Here is a 23,656-nt window from a genome sequence, read left to right as displayed (position 1 = left end):
TATAATTGGATGCACCTGATCGCATATAATAAAAATGGTTAATTAGGATGGTATAATTCTTAGACCTACCTTTACAGCATTATTACACCTCCATACCCTGATTTAGAACTATAGTTCTTCTAAAAAGGTTGATGAAGGAACAGACGGGCAATAGAACGTGATCCAGGTTTCGAATACCACTTTACGAACATGTCCTTCATCGCTTAAGCTGATCCACAGTAAAGAAAAAATGGATCGGTCTCCAATATTGAAAAATCAATTAATGACATTCGAAAATTTAAACCTGATAGAGCCTATTTTAAAGGCACTACAAAACGAAGGATATACTAACCCTACGCCTATTCAGGCTCAGGCTATACCTTATATTCTTCAGCAAAAAGATATTTTAGGTTGTGCCCAGACAGGTACTGGTAAAACCGCAGCTTTCTCTATTCCTATTCTGCAGCTCTTGCATGCGCAACAACCTCAGAAAGGAAATAAAACTATAAAAGCATTAGTACTTACGCCAACCCGTGAACTTGCTATCCAGATTGGCGAAAGTATGGCTGCCTATGGCAAGTACACAGGCTTAAAGCATACCGTTATTTTCGGTGGCGTATCGCAAAAAGCGCAAACAGATGCTCTTAGAGCTGGTGTGGATATTCTGGTGGCAACACCAGGCCGTCTGCTTGACCTGATGGCGCAGAAGTATATCAATCTAAATCATATTCAGCTGTTTGTGCTGGATGAGGCAGATCGTATGCTGGATATGGGATTTGTACATGATGTGAAGAAGGTGCTGAAAGTGTTGCCAGAGAAAAAGCAATCGCTGTTCTTCTCTGCTACCATGGCTCCTGAAATCATGAAACTGGCTGATACTATCTTAGTAAACCCTGCTAAAGTAGAAGTTACACCTGTATCGTCTACAGCCAATACAATAAAGCAGGCAGTGTACTATGTAAAGAAAGGTGATAAAAAGAACCTGCTTATTCACTTGTTGAAAGACGGTGATATTGACCGTGCCTTAGTGTTTACCCGCACCAAACACGGTGCCGACAGGGTAGCCAAAGATATGACCAAAGCAGGCGTACAGGCCGAAGCTATACATGGCAATAAGTCGCAGAATGCCCGCGTTCGTGCCCTGAGTAACTTTAAGAGCAGCCAGACCAGAGTGTTGGTAGCTACTGACATTGCAGCCCGGGGTATAGATGTGGACGACCTTTCGCACGTAATTAATTATGAGTTGCCAAACGAGCCGGAGACTTATGTACACCGTATCGGACGCACAGGTCGTGCTGGTGCAAGTGGGGTAGCATTGTCTTTCTGCGATGCTGAAGAAACACCTTACCTGGTGGGCATTCAGAAACTTATAAATAAGTCGGTTCCTGTTATTGAGAACCACCCTTACCCGATGACGGCGAAAGACTTTGCGGAAGCAGCCAGTACGGTAAAACAGCAAAAGCAACATGGAGGCAGAGGCGGCAGAACCCGTCCGAATAATTCTTCCAGAAGCACTGGCAACGGCGGAGGTAATACAAGAAACACTACAAGTGCTAATGGCAATAGTGGTGGTAACAGGCGCTGGGACAATAAGCCTAAAACAAGGCAAGCATAAGCTGCTTACACATACAAACAAAAAGCCCTGCTGGTATTTTACCAGCAGGGCTTTTTGTTATTCCTAGCTTTCAGAAGCTTGTACACCTGTAAAAGGTATTGGCTACAGAGTAATTAACTGTTGGCATCAGGTGCACAAAAGCAGCGTATGATTTGCCTTTGTAAAAGCCTCGCTACTAAAAATAAAGATACAGTAGGCTTGGCTTAAGCAAGCAAAGCCAATTCTTTGTAAGTTTGCTCTTCATGAGCAACATCAATATTGTCCCTTGCAGTCCCGATAGCTTATCTCAACTAAAGCAGATATCCATACAGGCTTATAAAGACCATTACCTGTACCTTTGGCACGACGAAGGCGAGTGGTACCTAAATTTTAGCTTTAGTGAACAGGCTTTACGAAAGGAGCTGACTGACCCCAATGCAGCTTTTTTCCAGATTTATGATGAAGGAAAACTAGTAGGTTTTCTGAAGTTGAATATAAACAAAGCCTTAGAAAATTACTCAGAAGAAGAGTGCCTGGAGCTGGAAAGAATATACCTGGTAAAACATGCATCAGGCAGGGGAATCGGCAGTAAACTGATAGAGTTTACCGTGTCTTTTGCACGAGAAAGGAATAAGAAGCTTGTCTGGCTGAAAGCAATTGATAGGAGCCGGTCGGTAAGCTTTTATGAACAGAATGGTTTTAACAAGTGCGGCACTTATACGTTGGAGTTCACCCAGATGAAAGAAGAATTCAGAGGCATGTACATAATGAAGCGGGAGCTTTAGCAGGCTGTGCGCATTTTTTTGTTATACTTTGTATAACCTTTCCTGCTTTAATGTCAGTTAGAGAACCCGTACTATGGAAAGAAAGCTGTTTTATAACTTCTAAGGCTGTTTTTGAGCCAGATTTTAAAACTCAGACTGGTTTTACCGTACTATCAGTTATAATATAGTAACTAGTTTAATAAAGCAACAGCCTTGTTTCATAACGTGAACTACAGTAAACTCAGGAAAACCAACATTGTACTTATAACCCTTTTTGCTGTTCTTGCTGGTCTGTACTTTGGATCCAGTTTTTTTGAGCCCTTTGCTTTTGCTGCCTTTTTGGCTATGCTTATGGTGCCTCTCACCAAAGTGTTCGAAAGAAAGGGAACAGGCAGAATTATATCATCTTTCATAAGTACTCTAATAGTTTTTCTAGGAGTGAGTGGTGTGGCTACTTTGCTTATTTACCAGTTGGGGAGCTTTATTAATGATTTGCCTGCGATCAAGGAAGCTGCAGAAAAGCTGATGCAGCAGCTACAGGAATACTTATACAGTGTGTCGGGTATTTCTCCAGCAAAGCAAATGCAGTTGCTGCAGAAGCGTTCAGATGATATTCTGGGAATGCTGCAGGAGTATCTTACCAATTTTTTAGGCGGTCTGGCGTTCACATCTTTTAAATTTCTGCTGGTAATTATTTATGTTTTCCTGTTCCTGCTAAACAGAGATAAGTTTGTGGAGGTTGTGCTGATGTATGTGCCAAAGGAGCGTGAAGCAAAAGCAAAACAGTCACTACACGAAATAAGCGAAGTGTCTTACCACTACCTATGGGGGCGCATAAAAGTAATGACAGCCTTAGCCGCCATGTACCTTATTACTTTTCTTGCCTTTGGAACCCCATATGCGGTGCTGCTTACTGTTTTTGGCGCTCTTGTTACAATCATTCCTTACATAGGGCCTTTCATAAGTGGTGTGCTGCCTGTTTGTATCATGCTTGTTTTCCAGAATAATTTTAATACAGTGCTGCTCTTCGGAACTATAATACTGATCGTGCAACTGATTGAAAGCTATGTACTGGAACCTATTATTATAGGCTCGGAAATTCAGCTGAGCCCGCTGGCGGTAATTGTAGCAGTTATAGTAGGTGGCCAGATATGGGGAATGACAGGTATGATTCTATTTGTTCCCTTGCTGGCCATCTTCAAAATTATCTCTGATAAAACAGCATCCATGCGCCCCATCGGCTACCTGTTGGGCAACAAAAAGCAAATGCAAGTACGGGAGTAAGGAATCTTATTTTTTCATAAAGTACAATAAATAGCTGAAACCATGGTCCCACCAAAGTAAGAAAGGTCTAGAACTATTAGCTATTTAATGTATATACATGTATTTTTATATTAATTAAACAAAGTGCTCAAAAGCAAGTAAGATAAGTTAAACCATAAAGATAAAACATGAAAATAGCCATTATAGGAGCCAGCGGACATGTGGGTTCTAAAATCACCTCTGAGGCACTAAACAGAGGCCATAAAGTTACAGCCATTGTACGCCACCCTGAAAACATCACAAGAGTTGACAAAGACTTTGTTCTTTTAAGAGGAGATGTGTTTAATGTAGATGAAACAGCGGACCAGATAGCAGGGCATGATGCTTTGGTAGTTTCATATAGTCCAGGCTGGGGACCGGGCACAGATTATCATAAGCACGTGAAAGCAGCCGAAGCAGCTATAGCGGCAGCTAAGAAAGCAGGAGTAAAGCGCCTTATAAGTGTAGGTGGGGCAGGTAGCTTATATGTTGGCCCTGATGTACAGGCCGTAGATACACCAGAGTTTCCTGCCGACTGGAAAGAGGGAGCCTCTGCACAGCGTGATTCACTGGAAGTGTATAAGAAGGAAAATGAACTTGACTGGACTTTCTTTTGCCCTGCATTTATGATAGGGCCAGGTGAACGCACCAGTAACTTCAGGCTTGGAACTGAAAATCCTGTGTTTGATGAAAAAGGCGAAAGTAATATTTCTTACGAGGATTATGCTGTTGCTTTAGTGGATGAACTGGAAGATCCTCAGTTCATTAAAAAGCGTTTTACAATTGGGTACTAATAAAGGTTTATCTTCCTGAAATAGAGAAGCAAATACAGGCATATACCTTACAGCGCCAGCCAAGTGTATGCCTGTAGCTTTGAAGACTTCATTCAGTTAATCTTTATTCTTCCTATAAGTCCTGCTCTCAATTGAGGGTAAACTTACTAATTGTTAAACTTACTAATTGTAAAGAAACCCGCTTCCTTTGTTTCCCTTATTAGGAAAGCAAAACTCTTGCTCTGTAACTCGTAATCAAAAACAAAGTGTCTGCTTTACAAAACTTAAAGAAGCTTACCGATGCGCTTAAGACGCAGGAACAGTTAATGCCTGTGTACTTTATAGAGCATGGGAGCCCCATGAACGCCATTGAGGAAAATGAATTTACCAGAAGCTGGAATGTACTTGGTAAAGATTTACCTAAACCCACTGCTATACTATGTATTTCGGCTCATTGGCAGACAAAAGGTACTTTTGTAACAGCTATGGAAAAGCCTCGCACCATCCACGACTTCTATGGCTTTCCGCAGGAACTGTTCGATGTAGCATATGCGGCACCCGGTTCTCCTGAACTGGCTGTACAAATGCAGCAGTTGATAAGGAAAACGGAGCTGCACCTAAACCATGAGTGGGGACTGGACCATGGGAGCTGGAGCGTAATCAAACATATTTACTCTGCTGCAGATGTGCCCGTGCTACAGCTAAGTCTTGATTACAGCAAGCCTCCTCAGTGGCACTTCGAACTGGCAAAAGAATTAGCTGATCTGCGTGAAAAAGGTGTATTGATTATAGGCAGTGGCAATATTGTGCATAACCTGCGTATGCTGGACTGGTAAGAGCCTGATGCAAAGCATGACTGGGCAGAAGAGTTTAACAATCAGGTAAAGGAAAACATTCTTTCCGGTGATTACCAGCCGTTGGTCCAATATACTATACTAGGTAGGGCGGCAGCTTTATCTATTCCGACACCGGAGCACTACCTGCCTTTGCTGTATACCCTTGGTCTGAAAAAAGAAAAGGATAAAACAACTTTTCTTAATGACCGGATGCAGTTAGGAGCTATTTCCATGACCTCTGTAAAGCTGGGGTAGGGTTAGCTTACTGCTGTTTATAAAAGAAAGAGGCAGATCCAGTAAGGATTTTGTGGAAAAGGAACTTAACCTACAAGTGAGCCAACAAAGCTTTTACAGATGACGCAGGAAGAATGAATATTATAAATCTTTGAATGTTATCTTTTATAATATCAGAAGCATTAAAGTATTGATGTTCTTTAAGGGGCCTGTTCTTTTGGCTGCATGTTCTGCCTTGTTCTGCTGACCAGGTATACTCCACAAAAGATCAACAAAGCGTATACTCCTTTTTGTACAGTAAACACATCTTTGCCAAAGCCTACAGCAATAGCAATTGCCAGTACCGGCTGAAGGTAAATATAAATACCAACTAAAGAAGGATTGGCATATTTTAGAGCCCATGTATTCAGGAGGTAGGCCATAATGGTAACGGCAACAATCATAAACACAATGGCCATCCAAATAGAAAAAGGAAAGGTCGTATAGGCAGGAGAGAGCACCTGGTTAAACCCAAAAGGCACTACTAAAATAGCCCCAACTGTAAAAATCCGGCTCACGACGGTAATAGCATTGTACTTTGCCATCAATGGTTTTACGAGCACCAGGTACAGACCAAAACTGGTGGCATTAAGTATAATCAGTAAATCGCCGAGCCAGTTACCTGTAGTATTTGCATTATGTGAACTGCTGATAAGCAGCATTGTGCCAAGGCAGGCTATTACAATGCCTGTTACCTTTCGCCAGCCAATCCGCTCTTTCAGAATAAGGGTAGAAAAAATCAGTACAGATACCGGGCTTATTACCATCAGCAAGGCTGCATTGATTGGTGCAGTTAAGTTAAGTCCTCCAAAAAAGCAAAGCTGGTTAATGGCTACACCTGTCACGCCGCAGGCGATGGAGCGTAAGTTATCAGGCCAGCCAACAATCTTTTCTTTCGTTATCAGCCGGGAAAAAAGACCAAAGAATATGGCTGCCGAAACCACACGTAACACAATAAGTCCAAATGGCCCGACATAGGTGGGCATTACTTCTTTTGCAATGCTATAGTTACTGCCATAAATCAGCGCTACCAGAAACAGCGCCATATGCACCTGTACTTGCTTACTCATACACACAAAAGTACATGTTTTTACAGTGATTAGTTATAAGGCGTTAATCTTCTTATGCTTATAGCTGTAGAAGAAGGTCTTGGTCTCGTTACTTTTCTTGCACTGGTAGTTTTTAAAGTAAATGGGTTTTTAGTATAGTTTGATTTGAATAGAGGTGACAAGTTTTACTTCTGTGCCTGCAGTAGAAAAAGGCTGAATAATCAATTGCCATAGACAATTGAAAAAGGTACAGTAGTTTATCAGCTAAACATATATCAGCCCAAACAAGTTGAAGTAATGTTTAAGAGATGTTCAAATGAAAATGATAATATGAGAAAGCCTCCTAGTGCGAGAGTTTCCCGGTATGCACATGGGAAGTTTTTAAATATATCAGCTACCAAACTTTTTCAAAAAGGAGACATGCTGGATACGATGAAGCGATATGCCACACGCCCAAGTGGAGCTAGCCAGCCTCCTTTCGAGATTCCGGTACATTACCTTTCTAGAGTTGATTTTGATAGAGAACCATCGGAGGAGATACGGGTAAACTGGCTAGGGCATGCCTCGTTATTACTGGAGTTGGGCAAGCGCCGTTACCTTATCGATCCGGTATTAAGCGAGCGGGCTTCACCAGTGCCTTTTGCAGGTCCGAAGCGCCTACATCCTGCTCCTCTTAAAGTAGAAGATGTTTATAATGTCGATGCTGTCGTTATTTCCCATGACCATTACGATCACCTGGATTATGCAACTATTAAGAGCTTGCAGGATAAAGTGCCGTTGTTTTATGTGCCGTTAAAAGTAAAAAAGCGGCTAGTTAACTGGGGAGTACCAGAACTGAACATAGTAGAATTTGACTGGTGGCAACGGATACATGATGGTGAAAATACATTGATCGCTACGCCTGCTCGTCACTTCTCCGGCAGGTGGCTCTTTGACCGTGATTCAACACTTTGGGTATCGTGGTGCTTTATTGGCAAAAAGCATCGAGTGTTTTATAGCGGAGATTCGGGACCAATGGATGAATTTTCCAACATAGGCGAAGCTTATGGGCCTTTCGACCTGACGCTGATGCCGATAGGAGCCTATGATAGGAATTGGGCCGACATTCATACAAACTCTGAAGAAGCCATAGAGGCTCACCAGCAGGTAAAGGGAAACAGGCTACTACCAATACATTGGGCTACTTTTGATTTAGCCTTACATTCCTGGGGCGAACCTATTAAGCGCTTACACGAGGCAGCAGTTAAAGAAGGAGTTCCTGTTCTAACTCCAGAAGTTGGGCAATGGGTACAGCCTGAAGCTTTTAACAATAAGGTTTGGTGGGAGCGATAGGAGATTATACGATACCCTGATGTTACTGTCGCATTTGTATTTTGGATAGAGTAGAAAACAAAAGAGCAGGAATTGGTTCTGGTTATCCAAGTCCTGCTCTTTTAAAACTACAGTTGTTAACTACTCTTTACTTTCTGAATCTGTGATAGCCTGATAAACAAGCTCCCGGAATTTATCCTCTAAGTCACCGTGGCTATTCGGGTACTTCTGTGTGTAGAGTAAAGCTACTATACCTTCTTTAGGATCAACCCAGTAGGTAGTGCCGAATATGCCACCCCAGCCAAATGTGCCAACCGAAACTGGCGATTTGGCAGCTCCTGCTTTGGTGGTAACAGAAAAGCCTAAACCGAATTTGTTGTCTCCCTGGTTTACCTCTCCAATTTGGTTTGAAGTCATGAGGCGGACAGTAGCTGGTTTCAGAATGCGTTGGCCGTTGTACTCCCCGCCATTTAGCAGCATCTGTAAGAATACAGCATAATCGTAAATAGTAGAAGATAAGCCTGCTCCGCCAGAAAAGTAAGTGCCTTTTGCTTTCGGGTACGCTGGTGTCATTTTACCTATGGCAGGCATAGGTACCATTTGTTTATTAGGACCTTCTGTATATAATTTAACCAGGCGATCCTGTTTTTCTGCTGGTAGGTAAAACCAGGTGTCGTTCATATCAAGGGGGGCAAAAATGCGGTTCCGGAAGTACTGGTCAAGCGGTTGGCCTGAAATAACTTCAATCAGGTAGCCTAATACATCCGTATTCAAACCATAAGTAAAACGTTCTCCTGGCTGGTGTACAAGTGGTTGCTTACCTAAAGCGGTGATAGCTTTGCCTAAGCTGCCCATAGGGGTGCCAATTCCACTCGGAATGTTACTCTTGGCATAAATAGCTACAATTTCGCGGTTTCCGATGGTGGCATAGCCAATGCCGGAAGTATGCGTAAGCAGGTCACGGATAGTGATTTCGCGTTTAGCTGGTTTAGTGGTATATGTTGTATCCTTTGGGTTAAATTTATCTAATACCTGCGGATTTTTAAAGCTTGGAATGTACTTGGATATCGGGTCTTCGAGTTGCAGCTTACCTTCTTCGTACAGCATCATAATGCCCACGCTGGTGATAGCCTTTGTCTGTGAAGCTATTCTAAAGATATCATCGCGTTGCAGCTTATCTTTAGCCTCTGCATCGTCATAGCCTATAGCCTTATAATAAACTATTTTTCCATTACGGGCGATCAAACCAACCGCACCAGGTACATAGCCTTTGTTTACATATTCCTGAAGTGTCTGATCAATGTTTTGCAGGCGTTTGCTACTCATTCCTGCTTTTTCAGGGTTTGCTTCTGCCAGAGTGGTAGAGGCAGAAGTAGTCTTCTGAGCTAAGGTGATAAAACTGAAGCATAAGCAAAGCAACAGTGTCAGCGTGTGTTTATATAACATACAGTAGTTCTTGGGTTTGTTTATTTTGCAGTAAGATAAATATTATATAGCACATTTTGAAAAACAGTTGATAGAACAAAAGGAAGAAAATATACTGATATATCTTATATATAATGTTTTATCCCGTAAGAATATCCTATATTTTAACTTCTGTATTTTAATATATGCTTAGTGGATAGTTCAGCTTCATGAGAGGTTCTGACAATATATCTTCTTTTAATATTACTGTAGCAACAACAAACCTGTAAGATCTTCGCCTATGCCTAAAACTACGCTGGAAAGACGCCTTGGCCTCAGGCAGGCTACTGCCATTAACATGATAGATATGGTAGGTATTGGTCCTTTTATAACATTGCCTATGGTAATAGGCATGATGAACGGACCTTACTTTCTGTATGCCTGGCTGGCAGGAGCTGCATTGTCTTTTGTAGATGCGATGATCTGGAGTGAATTGGGTGCTGCGTTTCCCAAAGCAGGCGGTAGCTACAACTTCCTGAAAGAAGCCTACGGGAAAAATGGTGCCGGCCGCTTTATGAGCTTTCTTTTTGTCTGGCAAACCATGATTCAGGCACCGCTTGTAATAGCGTCTGCTGCTATTGGCTTTGCGTCTTACTTCTCGTACCTGGTGCCTTTAACTCCTGTTACTTCTAAAATGGTAAGTGGCGCTGTGGTTATTTTAATCGTTATTCTCCTTTATCGTAAAATTGAAGCTATTGGTAAAATAAGTGTTCTGCTGTGGTGTGGTGTAATTGTTACCATGCTCTGGATTATTGGAGGCGGCATTGCATATGGTAATTTTGTACAGCCGGTTAGGGAGATGAATGATGGCCTTACCTTTAACTATGCCTTTGTAACAGCCATTGGCTTTGCCAGCGTAAAAAGTGTTTACAGTTACTTAGGTTATTACAATGTATGCCATCTGGGAGAGGAAATTATAAATCCGTCGAAGAATATTCCGCGCAGCATGTTTCTGTCTATTGCTGGTATTGCGGTGTTGTACCTGATGATGAACATTAGCGTGGTGAGTGTCATACCCTGGCAGGAAGCAAAAGAAAGTGAGTTTGTAGTGAGTGTCTTTATCCAACAATTAGCAGGAAGTACGGCAGCTAACATTGTGACATGCCTGATTCTATGGGTAGCCTTTGCTTCTGTTTTCTCTGCCACACTAGGCTATAGCCGTATACCTTATGCCGCTGCCGCAGACGGCGCTTTCTTTAAAATATTTGCCAGGTTGCACCCTACAAAACACTTTCCGCATGTTTCGCTTCTGTTTCTGGGAGGCGTGGCTTTTGTGTTCAGTATGTTGTTTAAACTTAGCGATGTAATTAGTGCCATTCTTGCCATGCGTATCCTGATTCAGTTTATAGGACAGGCTTTCGGCTTACTTTTACTTAGAAAGGCGAGGAGTGAGAGTCAGTTTCCTTACAAGATGCCTTTGTTCCCTTTGCCTGTTTACATTGCCATTGCCATGTGGGTTGGTATTATGGTATCGACAGGTATTACAATGGTTGTGTCTGGTTTAGTGGTAATTTCGCTAGGTACAGTGGTTTACTTTATCAAGGCAAAAGTGAATAATGAATGGCCGTATCGTAAGGTAGAGGCAAGTGAGGAAGAACTGTAAACTTTCTTAAACAGCTGCTCATCTATTTGCTTTTGCATCTCTAATGCCAGCTAAAGTATCTCCAGGGCTTTCAGAATTTGTTCTTAAAGCCCTGGAGATACGGCTTTCTACTACTTCAACTTGTTCTGAAAGAAAGCCAGTGTCATGGCCCACGCTTCTTTGGCGGCTTCCGGGTTGTAGCTGCCTCTTTCGTCGCAGTGGAAGCCATGGTCGGCGTATGATATTTCTACATTTATGTATTCCTTGCCTGCCTCTTTAACAGCACTTATGATAGATGTAATCTGTTCCTGCGGGATATGCTTGTCTTGTCCGCCCCAGAAAAATAAATGAGGTGCATGAAAATTTACTGCCTCATCCAGCAACGACTGAATTCCTCCTCCATAATAGGAAACAGCTGCTGATAGAGGTAAGATCGCATTGGCCAGGAAAGAAACTCTGCCGCCGAGGCAGAACCCGATGCTGCCTACCTTTTCGCGTACCACATTTTCCTGCTGTTGAAGCCAATCGTATGAAGCCTGCAAATCTGCCGTAAGCCCTTCTTTACTAATGGCCTGATAATGTGGCATGGCAGCGGAAAAATCATCATAAGGTATTTCGATACGCTTAGCTGTACGATGAAAGAGGTCTGGTGCAATAACTACGTAGCCCTCACCTGAAATGCGTTCAGCAACATTTCTGATATGATGATTTACACCAAATGCTTCCTGCAGTAAAATAATGCCAGGGTAAGATCCTTGCTTATCGGGCATGGCAATGTATGCCTCCATTTCAGACCCATCTGATGGTTGCAGTGGAATAAAGGTGTTGTTGTTCATGCGTGTTTTTGATGATTATTTAGTAGTTGCTAACTTTAAGATTTATCTACCATTTTCATAAGGGCTTCGTTGTAGCGGTTGCCTGTGTTCGGGTACTTAACGAGTAAGTCATCCAGCACCTGTAGGTCGGCAGTGGTTAACGCAACATCTACGGCACCTGCATTCTGTTCCAGATACTTTCGGCGTTTAGTGCCAGGTATCGGTATAATGTTGTCGCCTTGAGCCAGCACCCAGGCCAATGCCAGTTGGGCAGGCACACAGTCTTTAATGGCGGCATATTCAGAAAAGGCCTTTGCCAAGTTCTGGTTATTTTCCCAATGCTCGTCCGCAAAGCGAGGCAAAGACTTACGCATGTCGTTGTCTGGCAGACTGTCTTTATCTATGGTGTTCGTTACCAAGCCTCTGGCTAGCGGGCCGAACGGCACAAAGGCTATGCCTAACTCTTTGCAAAGCGGAAGAACTCCCTGCTCCACATCACGGGTAAGGAAAGAGTACTCCGACTGCACCGCTGCGATAGGGTGTACAGCATGTGCTTTGCGGATAGAGGCAGGTGCTGCTTCTGATAAACCGATGTGACGGACTTTCCCCTCTTTTACCAGTTCAGCCATAGCGCCAACCATTTCTTCTACAGGCACATTAGGATCAATCCGGTGGGCGTAATAGAGGTCTATTACATCTATGTTCAGTCTTTTCAAGCTGCCTTCCACAGCTTTTCGCATATAGGTAGGAGAACCGTTAAAGGCCATGTTCCCATTTTCGTCTCTGGTAAAGCCAAACTTGGTAGCAATGAATATTTTGTCGCGGTTCGGTACGAGCACTTTCGAGATAAGCTCCTCGTTATGATGCGGCCCATATACATCGGCGGTATCCCAGAAGTTAATACCCAGGTCTAAGGCTGCGTGTAAAGTAGCTGTGGATTCTTCGTCATCGCGGGTGCCATATGCCTGGCTCATGCCCATACAGCCTAAGCCAATGGCTGAAAGTTGTTCTTCGGTAGAGCCGAATTTTCTGTATTTCATAGGATTATGTTAGGTGTAATTGAATAAAGGTGATTACTTATTTACTGTAGTGCTTGTACTAATGTTTTTGTTATGTAATAAAGGTTGTACCAAAATAATGGTCACCTTTAGTGATTGATATTAATTAAATTGTTATTGTGTCTAAAGCAGGAACATAACCTGTGAAACTTTATTAAGGTAGGAGCCTCAGTTATTATATAAATCTAATTTATGGAAGAGAGAGAGGCGAGTGATATTTCTTTGATAAAACTCTTTTCCGGATGGCCGCTGCTGATACCAGTTCATATAGCCAAGCTCAAGAGCCATCTGCGGTGATAGGCCCCATTGCAAGCCTGCATAAATCCTGTTCTGATCAAAGGTGTTTAACTGCACATTTTTACCGGTATTTAACATCACTTCATCATTCAACACCATTTTAAGCTCATTTTTAGCAGTTTTAAATACATGAATTTCTCCCTGAAGCCTATACCTGAAGCGAAAGTTAAAAGTATAGGTCTTTGATAACTGTTCCCCATCGGCTTTTCTAATGAATCGCTCGTCCACCTGGTAACGATGTGAGAGGATAACTTTCCCAAGTGTTTGTTTAAGAGTAATATCCTGCTGTGGACGGAGTTCCGGCACGACAAGGTCACTTTCAGAATCAGGATTCTGAGGGTGCTGTAAAGCATAGGTAAGCCCCGCGCCAAGTGTTACAGCCGGGTTTAATGCATATCTTGCCTGTGCCCTTGTTACCAGGTGGTGTTCCTTTACCGGAGACAGAAACATTCGATTGTCCACTTCAGACTGTATAATCCATTTCTGGTTTAATATAAGTTGATTGTTATACCGCATCCAGAATAAGTTCTGATGGATAACTTGTTTGCCCGACTGAGCTTTTGATAAAAATGGAAACAGAAGAAACAGTATTAATGCTTTTCTCATTATGATATCTCATAAATTTCTGTAAATATATGGAGTCTATAGGTTTAATATATATTAATTAAATCTACGTTAAGATAAAATCATTTATAACTCCCTGAACTCCTAAACTAGTCTAACATTTACCTCTTTCCTCTCAAATTCGTAGCTTTGCTATCAGTCTATGTTGGGCTGAAAGGCAGAGAAAAGAATGAATCATCCGAATATACCGCTGGCCGAGCGAATGCGGCCACATACCCTCAATCAGTATTATGGACAGAAGCACCTGGTGGGGCCAACAGGTATTTTGCGGCGCTATATTGAAGGCGGAGTTATACCTAGTATGATCTTGTGGGGGCCCCCGGGTGTAGGGAAAACCACCTTGGCTAATATTATTGCCAATCAACTAAAAGTGCCTTTTGTCGCGCTAAGTGCCATTAATTCTGGTGTAAAAGACATACGGGAAGTGATAGACCAGGCAAAGAAACGCCTGGGTACTGTATTATTTATTGATGAGATTCACCGCTTCAACAAATCGCAGCAGGATGCCCTGCTGGGGGCTGTGGAAAAAGGTACTGTAACGCTGGTGGGAGCCACCACAGAGAATCCTTCTTTTGAGGTAATCTCAGCTTTGCTGTCGCGTTGCCAGGTATACATACTCAAGCACTTAAGCAAAGACGAACTGATAGAGTTAGTTGATAAGGCTCTAACAGAAGATGAATGGATGCGTCACAGAAAAGTGAGGATACAGGATTATGAAGCATTGTTGACCATATCAGGAGGTGATGCCCGTAAACTCCTAAACCTGTTAGAGATAGTAGCGGAGGGTGTGCAAGCCGATGAAGTGGTTGTTACCAATGAACTGGTGAAACAGGTAGCGCAGCAGAACATAGTTATGTACGACAAATCCGGTGAAATGCATTATGATTTGGTGTCTGCCTACATTAAATCGATCAGAGGCTCTGATCCGAATGCCGCAGTATACTGGCTTGCCCGTATGATTGAGGGTGGCGAAGATCCTAAATTTATTGCACGGAGGCTGCTGATTTCTGCTTCAGAAGATATTGGCCTGGCAAACTCCAATGCACTGCTTATGGCTACTTCCTGCTTTCAGGCAGTACAGATGATAGGTTACCCTGAGGCAGAAATAATACTTTCGCAGGCTACTGTTTACCTGGCCACATCTCCAAAGAGCAATGCTTCGTACAAGGCCATCAAACAGGCGAGACAACTGGTGCAGCAAACAGGTAACCTGCCAGTGCCATTGCATATCCGTAATGCGCCTACCAAACTCATGAAAGAAATTGGCTACGGAAACAATTACAAATATGCCCACGATTATGAAGGAAACTTTGTGCAGCAAGAATTTATGCCTGATGGCCTTAAAACAACTATCTTGTATGAACCTGGTCAGAATGCTCGTGAAAATGAGATGCGGAAGCAACTGAAAGGGCAGTGGGGAGATAAGTATCGTTATTAGCTTTCGAAAGTTTCGGGATCTATACCCGAAGGCTATTGATGTTATATAATTAGCTGTTATGTGGCAACACTTAATGTACTAACCATTGGTCTATAAAAAGGGGGTATTAGTCGAGAAGTAGTTAAACAGGTGAACTTTAAGCTTTAACTTTGTTATTAATTAGCGGAGTTAGTAAAATTTCCGCATAGTCATTTAAAACAACCCATAATTCTATATGTTAAATTTTCTAAAGTATGTGCTTGCCACCATTGTTGGTCTGCTCATATTCTCTTTCATCAGTATACTGCTGCTGGTTGGTATTGCCGCCAGTTCAGCGTCAAAAGAGGAAGTAACTGTTACTGATCATTCTATCCTTGAACTAAAGTTTGATAAACCCATTGCAGAACGTGAGCCGGAAAACCCATTTGGAGACCTTGGCTTTTCTTTTGGTACCTTCTCCAATGCCGATGGCTTAGATAAGATTAAAGCCTCTATCCGTAAAGCAAAAACTGACGATCACATTGAAGGAATTTTCCTGAACTTAGGTTTTGTAGATGCAGGGATGGGTAAACTGGAAGAGATTCGCAAGGAATTAATCTCTTTTAAAGAGTCTGGTAAGTTTGTTGTTGCTTATGGTGACGTAACAACAGAAAAGGCTTATTACCTGACTTCTGTAGCTGATAAAATCTTCCTGAACCCCATGGGAACACTGGAGTTTAACGGCATGAGTTCAGAAGTAATGTTTTTTAAAGGGCTTATGGATAAGCTGGACATTCAGGCGCAAATATTTAAAGTAGGAGACTACAAAAGTGCTGTAGAGCCATTCTTCCTGAAAGAAATGAGCGATGCGAACCGTGAGCAGCTTAACTCTTTTCTTAACTCTATTAATAATTACCAGTTGCAGAACATTGCTAAATCCAGAGGTAAGACATTTGAGGAACTGAAAAATATTTCTGATAATATGCTGGTGCATGATGCAGCGGGAGCAAAGCAGTATGGCCTGATTACCGACGTTGGTTACTTTGACGAAGCCATCAGTTATATGAAATCTCAGGTGGGACTTGGTGAAGATGAGGAGCTGGTCACGATAGGGCTTGATAAATATAAAAAAGTAGCTGATGATGTGGAAGGTGGTTCCTCCAGAAACCGTATTGCTGTTATTTATGCGGAAGGTGATATTGTAGATGGCGAAGGAGACGCAGGTAACATTGGCAGTACGCGCTTTGCCGAAGCTATACGCACGGCACGTCAGGATGAGAGAGTAAAAGCAGTGGTGTTGCGTATCAGCTCACCAGGCGGTAGCGCGCTGGCTTCTGACGTTATCTGGCGGGAGATTCAGCTTACTAAAAAAGAGAAACCAGTTATAGCCTCTATGTCTGATATGGCTGCTTCTGGCGGATATTATATTGCGATGGGCTGCGACACCATTGTAGCCCACCCGAACACGATTACAGGTAGCATTGGTGTATTTGGTATAATACCGAACTTCCAAGGGTTTCTGAATAATAAATTGGGTATTACAGTAGATCATGTCAATACTGGTAAATTCTCTGATGTGCCTACTGTAACACGCCCTATGACAGAGGCAGAGCAGCAGGTTATTCAACGCGAGATAAACCAGATTTACGAAACTTTCACAGGCAAAGCTGCACAGGGCCGTAACATGAGTCAGGATCAGCTGAAGCAGTATGCTTCAGGCCGTGTATGGTCTGGTGCTGAGGCAAAAGAACGTAACCTGATAGACATATATGGAGGCTTAGATAAAGCCATAGAAATTGCAGCTGCCAAGGCTGGTATCGAAGGAGACTACAGACTTAGGTCTCTTCCACAACAAAAGTCTTTCTTTGAGGAGATGTTTGAAGGGATGGGCACCCAGGTTAAAGAAAGTTCAATGAAGGCTGAGTTAGGTGAGTTTTACCCTTACTACAAACTTTACAAGAAAGTAGAAAACATACAAGGCTTACAGGCTCGTTTGCCTTACGAACTAAGTGTGCAATAGCAATATACCTGCACACCTCGAGCAAGAGTCTTAAGACAGTTTATAGGAAAGCCATTGCAGATACAGTACTGCAATGGCTTTTTGTTTTAAAGGCCGTCTATTTTTTGCAACTTTACCGCTGCACAGAATAAATGTATACTGACATACTCAGCATGTACATATTTATAATGTAGTGTTTCTGATTCGGCTATACATTTATCTGATGTTTAAAATTTATTCGCTTATTCACTCATTCAAAATTGGCAATTATTATGATGCAGCAATTACAGGACGCCACGGGGTATATTATAGATAAGACTGGTGGTTTTGCACCGGAGTTCGGTATTATATTAGGCACAGGTCTTGGTGCTCTTGTAAACGATATTCAAGTGCAGCATAGCCTTTCTTATGCTGATATTCCACATTTCCCGGTTTCTACGGTAGAGAGCCACTCCGGTAAGCTTATTTTCGGACAACTGGCAGGAAGGTCTGTTGTAGTAATGCAAGGTCGTTTCCATTATTATGAAGGCTATACCATGGAGCAGGTAGTGTTCCCGGTGCGTGTTATGAAGTTGCTGGGTGTGAAAAAGCTGTTCGTGTCTAATGCTGCCGGCGGGTTGAATCCTTTGTTCAGCACTAGTGAACTAATGGTGATTACAGACCATATTAACCTACAGCCAACCAACCCTTTGGTTGGTAAAAACCTGGATGACCTTGGGCCACGCTTCCCAGACATGAGTGATGTATATAATGAAGAACTGGTACGGCAGGCAATGGTTATTGCAGAGGATGCTGATTTTGACTTGCGGGAAGGAGTGTATGCTAGCTTACCTGGCCCTATGCTGGAAACGAAAGCAGAGTACCACTACCTGAGTGTAATAGGGGCCGATGCTGTTGGGATGTCTACTGTGCCGGAAGTAATTACGGCCCGACATATGGGTATGCCTGTATTTGCCGTGTCTGTTATCACAGATATGTGTACACCGGATCGCATCAAGAAAGTAGTGTTAGCAGAGATTCTGGAAGCTGCTGCTATAGCCGAACCTCGTATGACCATGCTGATCCGTGAGCTGATCAGGCAGCAATAAATTTGGAAAGGCAGATAAAGATTACAATAAAAGGGAGCTGTGGCACAATCATCGCTCCCTTTTCGTTTTGCTATTTAAGCATACAACCGTGTTTGCAGTACTATGTCTTACTCTAACTTAATTTGCTTTCTATCTAGTGCTAAGTTTGTAAAAATACCGATTCCGCCGGTTACAGAAGACTTAATACTAGTAGGTTGTGCAAAAGGATTACCGTTAGCATCCTTGGCGCTATAAGCTGAGTTTAAAAAATCATAGTATTGTTTTTCTATATTGAAAAGCGAAATAACAACGGTGTCATTTCTGTTAAATTCGTAAGAAGAGTTAAGTGAAATGCGTTTGCCATTATTAAGGTTATCGTCATGAATTTCGTCCTGCTCAGGGCTTGTATCCAAGTTATATGGGTTTGCCATATAGCGATAGTAATTAGCAGTACTGGCAACATCCTGAAAAGAAGTTATTAAAATTGCTTTTTCATTATCGTCGCTAAATCGCCATTCTACTGTATCAATTGGTACTACAGGAAGTATAGTTGTGGTACCTGTAACTTTTCGCCCCTGATTGTCTGTAACCTCCAGTGTATATATATCGCCTGGTTCTCCAGTCATTAAAACACTACTGGTGTGTGTATAAAACTTATTATTCAGTTTATTTACCCCAGGTTTATAAGTAAGCTCTACACGTTGATCTTTGAACATGATAAAAACTTTGGCATCAGGCACCAACGGAGGGTCTGGACTTGCAAAATAGCTGGCGCTTTCCAGTACTGTCAATCTAAAAGGCTGGCCCGGTTCCAGATAACATTCTACTACCAACTGTGGTGTGTGTGCAGGGAGGTCTATATAAATTTCCTTATCACGGTCACAGGCTGTAAACAGTAACAGGAGGATGATATATAGGTAAGACTTTAGTTTCATCAGAATTTAAAGTTATAAGTAACAGAGGGTACAACGGGGAATAGAGAAACCTGCTTTGCTCTAAAACCCAATGTTTCGTCACGGTCACTGTTCCTGACCTGCTCAAAGTAAACGAAATATGGGTTTCGCCGATTATAGACATTGTACACGCTGAAAGTCAGGTCTGATTCTCCATGTTTTGGCTTCAGTTTAAGCACTGCACCTAAGTCTAAGCGATGGTAAGAGGCAAGTCGAAAGCTGTTTCTATCAGCATAAATAGGAACAATAGTGGCAGCATCTCCTTCAATATCCTGAAAGGCGAACCTGGCTACTGGTAAAGAGTAAGCGTTTCCGGTACCGTAAACAAAGGCTGCTGTTAGGTGGAGGCGCTTGTTTAACTTGTGTAGCAACACAATACTCAGGTCATGGCGACGGTCGAAACTGGTAGGAAAGCGGCGACCGCCATTTATTCCTTCAAACTGCCGGTAAGCCCAAGACAGAGTGTAGCCTATCCAGCCGGTAGTGCGGCCTTTCAGCTTCTCCAGGTATATTTCATTGCCGTAACTTTCGCCTTTCCCAAAGAGGAATTCATTTTCGAGATTATCATTAATAAAAAGGTTTGCCCCGTCTTTAAAATCAATTTGCCGGTGCATCCATTTATAATACAGCTCATTTGAGAACAGGTACTTGCCGTGGCCGAAAATGTAGTTAACCCCTGCAGACGTTTGCTGTGAGCGCTGCGGCTTTGTGCCTTTAGTGGAAGGAAACCAGATATCGGTAGGCATAGAAGCTCCGGAGTTCGATACTAGGTGTAGATACTGCATCATGCTTGCATAGCTGGCTTTAACTGAAAGGTTCTCGTTTAAGCTGTATTTAGCTGAAGCACGTGGCTCTAATGCAAGATAAGTTTTGCCACTACTATTGAACCCTGAGAAACGCATGCCATAGTTAAACGATAACAGGGCGTTTACCTGGTAATCATCAGAAATATAAGTTCCGAATTCAGTAGCCTTATAATTACTGCCTCCTCCATAATCCTGGGTATCATCATCGCTGTCGTAGGTAACGCGCCCTACACTAAACGCATGCCGTGTAGCCATAGCTCCAAACTTGAGGCTGTGCTCTTTGCTCAATAGTAAGTCAAAATCAGTTTTAAATCCTACGTCTCTAATGCTGGAGCTAAGGCCGAGGCTATAACTGTCTATTTTGTTGGAAATGTTGTATTGGTAACTGGTGGTGTTGGCAGAGGTTCTCATATAGAAGTGAGAATTGAATTTATGCTGCCAGCTGATGTTAGCTATTCTGTTACCCCAATCGAACCCAAACCTGAAATCCTCGTCGTTAAAACCAAATGAGTCGTGGCCATAGTAACTGCTGACCGACAGTTCGTCCCGTTTATTTATTTTATAAGTAAGCTTACCGTTAAGATCATAAAAATAGTAGTCTGGTATGGGGTTGAAGTCAGCGTTGTCTGCCTCCATCTTATTTATCATTCTGGTAAACACATCGAGGTAGGTTCTCCTTCCTGAGAAAATAAAAGAGGCTTTATCTTTTGCGACAGGTCCCTCCACTGTAAGGCGAGAGGAAATAAGGCCTAAACCTCCGCTTACTTTTACTTCATCATAATTACCTTCCTGTAGCCTTACATCTACTACAGATGATAACCTGCCTCCAAACTCAGCCGGAAAACCGCCTTTGTAAAGTTCTACACTTTTAACAGCATCTGAGTTAAAAGTGCTGAAAAAGCCGAGCAGGTGAGAAGGGTTGTAGAGCAATGCATTATCTAAAAGCACCAGGTTCTGGTCTGCACTGCCGCCCCGGACAAATAAGCCGGAAGAACCCTCTGTTCCTGACTGAACCCCAGGCTTAAGTTGTAAAACCTTCATTAAATCTACTTCACCCATCAAAGCAGGCAGTAGTTTGGCATCGCGTGATGCCAGAAACTCTACGCCCATGCGGGTATCGTTTAATTTCTGCCTTGCAGAAAATGCCTCTACCTGCACCTCAGTCAACTCATTGGTTGCAGCATCGAGTATCAGGTTTACTTTTTTATCTGTATTTGTAATGGTAATTGTACGGCTTGTATTCTGGTAGCCAAGGTAAGAAGCCTCTAAGGTATGCTTACCTGGTGGCAAGCTCAGCGTGTAGAAACCTTCAGCGTCTGTAATTGTACCACTATTTTGTTCATGCACTGCCACAGTGGCTCCAACTAGGGGGCCGCTTTCTGAAGCATCTTTTATATAGCCACTAACATTAAAGGTTTGGGCATAAGCAGGTGCTGTGAATAACACTAGTAAAATTAAAACCCAACATGTACATGCAGGTATAAAGCGCATAGAGCCTCCCTCTGTTTTGTCCTAAAGTGAATATAAATAATAAAAAAATGTATTCTGGAAAAATATAGCTTTCGGGCTAACGCTGATTTGTATATAATGTTTACGTACTATATCTAAAAAAAGATATATAAATAACAAACCCACTCCTGTTTAAAGAAGTGGGTTTAGTATAATATGCTGGTTATTAGGCTTTAATGTTGTTTATTAAGTCTGTTTACAGCAATATAAGATTTTTTATTTTTAATATAGCTTATCCTTTCTTTGTGCCGTAACCTCTTCACCTTAGCTGGTGTAACTTTGAAACTTTTCTGCCAGCATTATGCAATACTGGATAACGCAGGCAGGTGACAGATCAAGCTCTTACTTATTCAGCCAGGCTGCACGGAGCTCTTTCTGCTGTTGCGTTGCCATAGGATCTACTTGCAGCACATGTGGCAGTTCTCGTTCAATCTGTGTTACCTGCCCTTTTAGCTTTTTCTCTTTTATTTTGCCCGATGCCTTTTTACGGCCTACTGTTATGGTAATTCTTTCGCCAGGCTCCATTTCCTGAAGTCTTTCCCCAATAATCTCCCGGATATTTATAGGTGTGATTTCCGTACCGTTGAAGGCCAGTAGTTGGTCTCCTTGTTTAAAGCCCATCTTTTTTCCGAAAGCATCCATGTCGGCTGTGTCTTCTACTATTATCTTTTCCTGTTCTCTGTCATAGCCTGGTATAAAACTACCGTAAGAATTTATTTTCTCTGTGGAAGAAGGTAAATAGCTGATGCCAACTTTCTGTAAAGTCTCCTGAAGCGGCAGAGGCTCGCTCCCTTCTACATAGCGGGTAAAGAATTCCCGAATTTCAGGGTAAGTTATTTCGGCAATTTTATCAAACAGTTCTTCGTCTTTAAAAGATTGTTCCTTGCCGTATGTTTTAGAGAGGTCCAGCATCAGATTACGCAACCCATATTGGCCATCAGACAGATCCCGCAGCTTTATATCCAGCACTAAGCCAATCAGAGCACCTTTTTGATATACGTTGCCATATTCTTTCTCATATTCATCCAGCACCTTAGCACTCATCTCTGTGAAAGGAAGTGTGTCGTTATAGTAGGACCTTGATGTAATAATGTACTCCCGCAGTTTTTCCAGGTATTCATCCAGATCATACAAGCCCTCGTAAATCTGTACATGGGAGGCAAAATACTCTGTCACGCCTTCGTACATCCACAGGTGTTCCGACATTTTAGGGTTAATATAGTCGAAATTACCTATCTCTTCAGAATGAATAGTAAGCGGGGTTATAATGTGGAAGAACTCATGCGCTGCTACATCGCGTACTGTACTGCTAAACTGAGCCTCCGGCATTTCAGGAAGGTAGTAAACAGAAGAATTTGAGTGCTCCAGTGCGCCAAAGGAACCGGATTTGCCCACTTTTGCAGGCACATAAATAATAAAGGCATATTTATCTACTGGTAAGCTCCCGCCAAGGTACCTTCGCTGTGCCTCCAGTATGTCTTTTACATTAGTGGCGGCAGGTTTTGAGGTAACGCGTCCTGAAGGATTATAAACCGATACCAGTACTTCTGTGTTACCAATGTATAGCATGGTGGTGTCTGGCTTATTATACATCAGGGGAGAATCTGCCAGTTCCATGTAATCAGCAACTGCATAAGTATCGGAGGTATCTGTAGAAGAAGTGGCTTTTAAGGGAGTGGAGCCGTAGAAGCCTGCGGGCTTGGTTACATGCAGGTTATAAGGCACGTTCTTCATACCTTCAAAATATCCTATAAAGCCAAACGTGTTCAGCAGGAAGTTCTGGTCTTGTTCAATGTTAGTGCCGCCCGGTTCGAACAATACATCTTCCTGTTTGGGTGTGTCAAAGCTGTCATCGGTCCAGTATGTAATTTTGTCTAGCGCAGTAGCATTACTGATTTTCCAGCGGTTTATATCTAGTGGCTCAACTTGCAACAGATTACCGCTGTTATCATACGCCTTAAAATCAGACACAAATTTACCAAAGTCAGAAACTGAGTAAGTGCCAGGCACAATTTTAGGCATAATATAGACTACCACATCCTGCTCAATAGCCGGAGCGTTTACAGTAACATTCACTTTATCATTTTCTACGCTGGTCAGATCAATAGTTACATTGTATTTTTCAGCAGTAGTTGTTTGTGCATAAGATGCAGAAACGAGAGGCAGGCAAAGGCCAAGTATAGTGAGTATTCTTTTCAGCATAGT

At 42.5% G+C, this 23,656-nt stretch carries 19 protein-coding genes; 11 read left to right on the top strand and 8 right to left on the bottom strand.

Features of this window, described 5'->3' with window-relative positions:
• The first annotated feature begins 262 nt into the window (after positions 1 to 262).
• From LN995_RS03500 to LN995_RS22010, 6 genes are all read left to right on the top strand, one after another.
• On the top strand, positions 263 to 1,594 hold the full coding sequence (locus tag LN995_RS03500; protein ID WP_229958413.1) for a DEAD/DEAH box helicase: 1,332 nt from the start codon (positions 263 to 265) through the stop codon (positions 1,592 to 1,594).
• A 242-nt stretch (positions 1,595 to 1,836) separates the two neighbouring features.
• Positions 1,837 to 2,358 (top strand): GNAT family N-acetyltransferase, encoded by a 522-nt coding sequence (locus LN995_RS03495; protein WP_229958411.1) that lies wholly within the window; start codon positions 1,837 to 1,839, stop codon positions 2,356 to 2,358.
• Between the two features lie 204 nt (positions 2,359 to 2,562).
• Positions 2,563 to 3,621 carry an AI-2E family transporter gene (locus tag LN995_RS03490; RefSeq protein WP_229958409.1) on the top strand — a complete coding sequence of 353 codons (1,059 nt, stop codon included), beginning with the start codon at positions 2,563 to 2,565 and terminating at the stop codon, positions 3,619 to 3,621.
• Positions 3,622 to 3,788: 167 nt separating this feature from the next.
• Positions 3,789 to 4,433: an NAD(P)-dependent oxidoreductase gene (locus LN995_RS03485; protein WP_229958407.1), complete on the top strand. Its 645-nt coding sequence runs from the start codon at positions 3,789 to 3,791 to the stop codon at positions 4,431 to 4,433.
• A gap of 245 nt (positions 4,434 to 4,678) precedes the next feature.
• A complete protein-coding gene (ygiD, locus tag LN995_RS03480; RefSeq protein WP_317206924.1) occupies positions 4,679 to 5,248 on the top strand; it encodes a 4,5-DOPA-extradiol-dioxygenase in 570 nt (189 codons plus the stop codon).
• A gap of 81 nt (positions 5,249 to 5,329) precedes the next feature.
• The gene (locus LN995_RS22010; RefSeq protein ID WP_317206923.1) at positions 5,330 to 5,503 is read left to right on the top strand and encodes a hypothetical protein; all 174 of its coding nucleotides are present in this window, start codon (positions 5,330 to 5,332) and stop codon (positions 5,501 to 5,503) included.
• Positions 5,504 to 5,682: 179 nt separating this feature from the next.
• Here LN995_RS22010 and LN995_RS03475 read toward each other — a convergent pair whose 3' ends face one another.
• Complete coding sequence (locus tag LN995_RS03475) at positions 5,683 to 6,591, bottom strand: DMT family transporter (protein ID WP_229958405.1); 909 nt, start codon at positions 6,589 to 6,591, stop codon at positions 5,683 to 5,685.
• A 309-nt stretch (positions 6,592 to 6,900) separates the two neighbouring features.
• Between LN995_RS03475 and LN995_RS03470 the strand changes: the two genes are divergently transcribed.
• A complete protein-coding gene (locus LN995_RS03470) occupies positions 6,901 to 7,902 on the top strand; it encodes an MBL fold metallo-hydrolase (RefSeq protein ID WP_229958403.1) in 1,002 nt (333 codons plus the stop codon).
• A 120-nt stretch (positions 7,903 to 8,022) separates the two neighbouring features.
• Here LN995_RS03470 and LN995_RS03465 read toward each other — a convergent pair whose 3' ends face one another.
• Positions 8,023 to 9,327 carry a serine hydrolase domain-containing protein gene (locus LN995_RS03465; RefSeq protein ID WP_229958401.1) on the bottom strand — a complete coding sequence of 435 codons (1,305 nt, stop codon included), beginning with the start codon at positions 9,325 to 9,327 and terminating at the stop codon, positions 8,023 to 8,025.
• A gap of 259 nt (positions 9,328 to 9,586) precedes the next feature.
• Between LN995_RS03465 and LN995_RS03460 the strand changes: the two genes are divergently transcribed.
• A complete protein-coding gene (locus tag LN995_RS03460) occupies positions 9,587 to 10,948 on the top strand; it encodes an APC family permease (protein WP_229958399.1) in 1,362 nt (453 codons plus the stop codon).
• Between the two features lie 110 nt (positions 10,949 to 11,058).
• On the opposite strand, the gene LN995_RS03455 is transcribed toward LN995_RS03460, so the two are convergent.
• The 3 genes from LN995_RS03455 to LN995_RS03445 form a co-directional block, all read right to left on the bottom strand.
• Positions 11,059 to 11,763, bottom strand: a complete 705-nt coding sequence (locus LN995_RS03455; protein ID WP_229958396.1) for a dienelactone hydrolase family protein — start codon at positions 11,761 to 11,763, stop codon at positions 11,059 to 11,061.
• Between the two features lie 35 nt (positions 11,764 to 11,798).
• Positions 11,799 to 12,782 (bottom strand): aldo/keto reductase, encoded by a 984-nt coding sequence (locus tag LN995_RS03450; RefSeq protein ID WP_229958394.1) that lies wholly within the window; start codon positions 12,780 to 12,782, stop codon positions 11,799 to 11,801.
• Positions 12,783 to 12,968: 186 nt separating this feature from the next.
• Positions 12,969 to 13,703, bottom strand: coding sequence for a DUF2490 domain-containing protein (locus LN995_RS03445; RefSeq protein ID WP_229958392.1), 735 nt, complete (start codon positions 13,701 to 13,703; stop codon positions 12,969 to 12,971).
• 187 nt (positions 13,704 to 13,890) lie between these two features.
• On the opposite strand from LN995_RS03445, the gene LN995_RS03440 reads away from it, so the two are divergent.
• The 3 genes from LN995_RS03440 (at position 13,891) to LN995_RS03430 (ending at position 18,204) form a co-directional block, all read left to right on the top strand.
• The gene (locus LN995_RS03440; RefSeq protein ID WP_229958390.1) at positions 13,891 to 15,159 is read left to right on the top strand and encodes a replication-associated recombination protein A; all 1,269 of its coding nucleotides are present in this window, start codon (positions 13,891 to 13,893) and stop codon (positions 15,157 to 15,159) included.
• Positions 15,160 to 15,373: 214 nt separating this feature from the next.
• Positions 15,374 to 17,137 carry a signal peptide peptidase SppA gene (gene sppA, locus LN995_RS03435; RefSeq protein ID WP_229958388.1) on the top strand — a complete coding sequence of 588 codons (1,764 nt, stop codon included), beginning with the start codon at positions 15,374 to 15,376 and terminating at the stop codon, positions 17,135 to 17,137.
• Between the two features lie 251 nt (positions 17,138 to 17,388).
• Positions 17,389 to 18,204: a purine-nucleoside phosphorylase gene (locus LN995_RS03430; protein WP_229958386.1), complete on the top strand. Its 816-nt coding sequence runs from the start codon at positions 17,389 to 17,391 to the stop codon at positions 18,202 to 18,204.
• 107 nt (positions 18,205 to 18,311) lie between these two features.
• Here LN995_RS03430 and LN995_RS03425 read toward each other — a convergent pair whose 3' ends face one another.
• The 3 genes from LN995_RS03425 to LN995_RS03415 form a co-directional block, all read right to left on the bottom strand.
• Complete coding sequence (locus tag LN995_RS03425) at positions 18,312 to 19,118, bottom strand: DUF4249 domain-containing protein (RefSeq protein ID WP_229958384.1); 807 nt, start codon at positions 19,116 to 19,118, stop codon at positions 18,312 to 18,314.
• The gene (locus LN995_RS03420) at positions 19,118 to 21,388 is read right to left on the bottom strand and encodes a TonB-dependent receptor (protein ID WP_229958382.1); all 2,271 of its coding nucleotides are present in this window, start codon (positions 21,386 to 21,388) and stop codon (positions 19,118 to 19,120) included. The genes LN995_RS03425 and LN995_RS03420 overlap by 1 nt, the downstream gene beginning before the upstream one ends.
• Positions 21,389 to 21,793: 405 nt before the next feature.
• Positions 21,794 to 23,653: a M61 family metallopeptidase gene (locus LN995_RS03415; protein ID WP_229958379.1), complete on the bottom strand. Its 1,860-nt coding sequence runs from the start codon at positions 23,651 to 23,653 to the stop codon at positions 21,794 to 21,796.
• Positions 23,654 to 23,656: the final 3 nt, after the last annotated feature.

The organism is Pontibacter silvestris (genome assembly GCF_020907275.1).
GTDB lineage: Bacteria > Bacteroidota > Bacteroidia > Cytophagales > Hymenobacteraceae > Pontibacter > Pontibacter silvestris.
This window is presented reverse-complemented; position numbering and strand designations above follow the sequence as displayed.

Bases quoted from the DNA above. Each gene is read 5' to 3' on its own strand.
- LN995_RS03500 (WP_229958413.1), top strand. From the start codon at position 263: ATGACATTCGAAAATTTAAACCTGATAGAGCCTATTTTAAAGGCACTA.
- LN995_RS03495 (WP_229958411.1), top strand. From the start codon at position 1,837: ATGAGCAACATCAATATTGTCCCTTGCAGTCCCGATAGCTTATCTCAA.
- LN995_RS03485 (WP_229958407.1), top strand. From the start codon at position 3,789: ATGAAAATAGCCATTATAGGAGCCAGCGGACATGTGGGTTCTAAAATC.
- LN995_RS03475 (WP_229958405.1), bottom strand. From the start codon at position 6,591: ATGAGTAAGCAAGTACAGGTGCATATGGCGCTGTTTCTGGTAGCGCTG.
- LN995_RS03470 (WP_229958403.1), top strand. From the start codon at position 6,901: ATGAGAAAGCCTCCTAGTGCGAGAGTTTCCCGGTATGCACATGGGAAG.
- LN995_RS03465 (WP_229958401.1), bottom strand. From the start codon at position 9,327: ATGTTATATAAACACACGCTGACACTGTTGCTTTGCTTATGCTTCAGT.
- LN995_RS03460 (WP_229958399.1), top strand. From the start codon at position 9,587: ATGCCTAAAACTACGCTGGAAAGACGCCTTGGCCTCAGGCAGGCTACT.
- LN995_RS03455 (WP_229958396.1), bottom strand. From the start codon at position 11,763: ATGAACAACAACACCTTTATTCCACTGCAACCATCAGATGGGTCTGAA.
- LN995_RS03450 (WP_229958394.1), bottom strand. From the start codon at position 12,782: ATGAAATACAGAAAATTCGGCTCTACCGAAGAACAACTTTCAGCCATT.
- LN995_RS03445 (WP_229958392.1), bottom strand. From the start codon at position 13,703: ATGAGAAAAGCATTAATACTGTTTCTTCTGTTTCCATTTTTATCAAAA.
- LN995_RS03440 (WP_229958390.1), top strand. From the start codon at position 13,891: ATGAATCATCCGAATATACCGCTGGCCGAGCGAATGCGGCCACATACC.
- sppA (WP_229958388.1), top strand. From the start codon at position 15,374: ATGTTAAATTTTCTAAAGTATGTGCTTGCCACCATTGTTGGTCTGCTC.
- LN995_RS03430 (WP_229958386.1), top strand. From the start codon at position 17,389: ATGATGCAGCAATTACAGGACGCCACGGGGTATATTATAGATAAGACT.
- LN995_RS03425 (WP_229958384.1), bottom strand. From the start codon at position 19,118: ATGAAACTAAAGTCTTACCTATATATCATCCTCCTGTTACTGTTTACA.
- LN995_RS03415 (WP_229958379.1), bottom strand. From the start codon at position 23,653: ATGCTGAAAAGAATACTCACTATACTTGGCCTTTGCCTGCCTCTCGTT.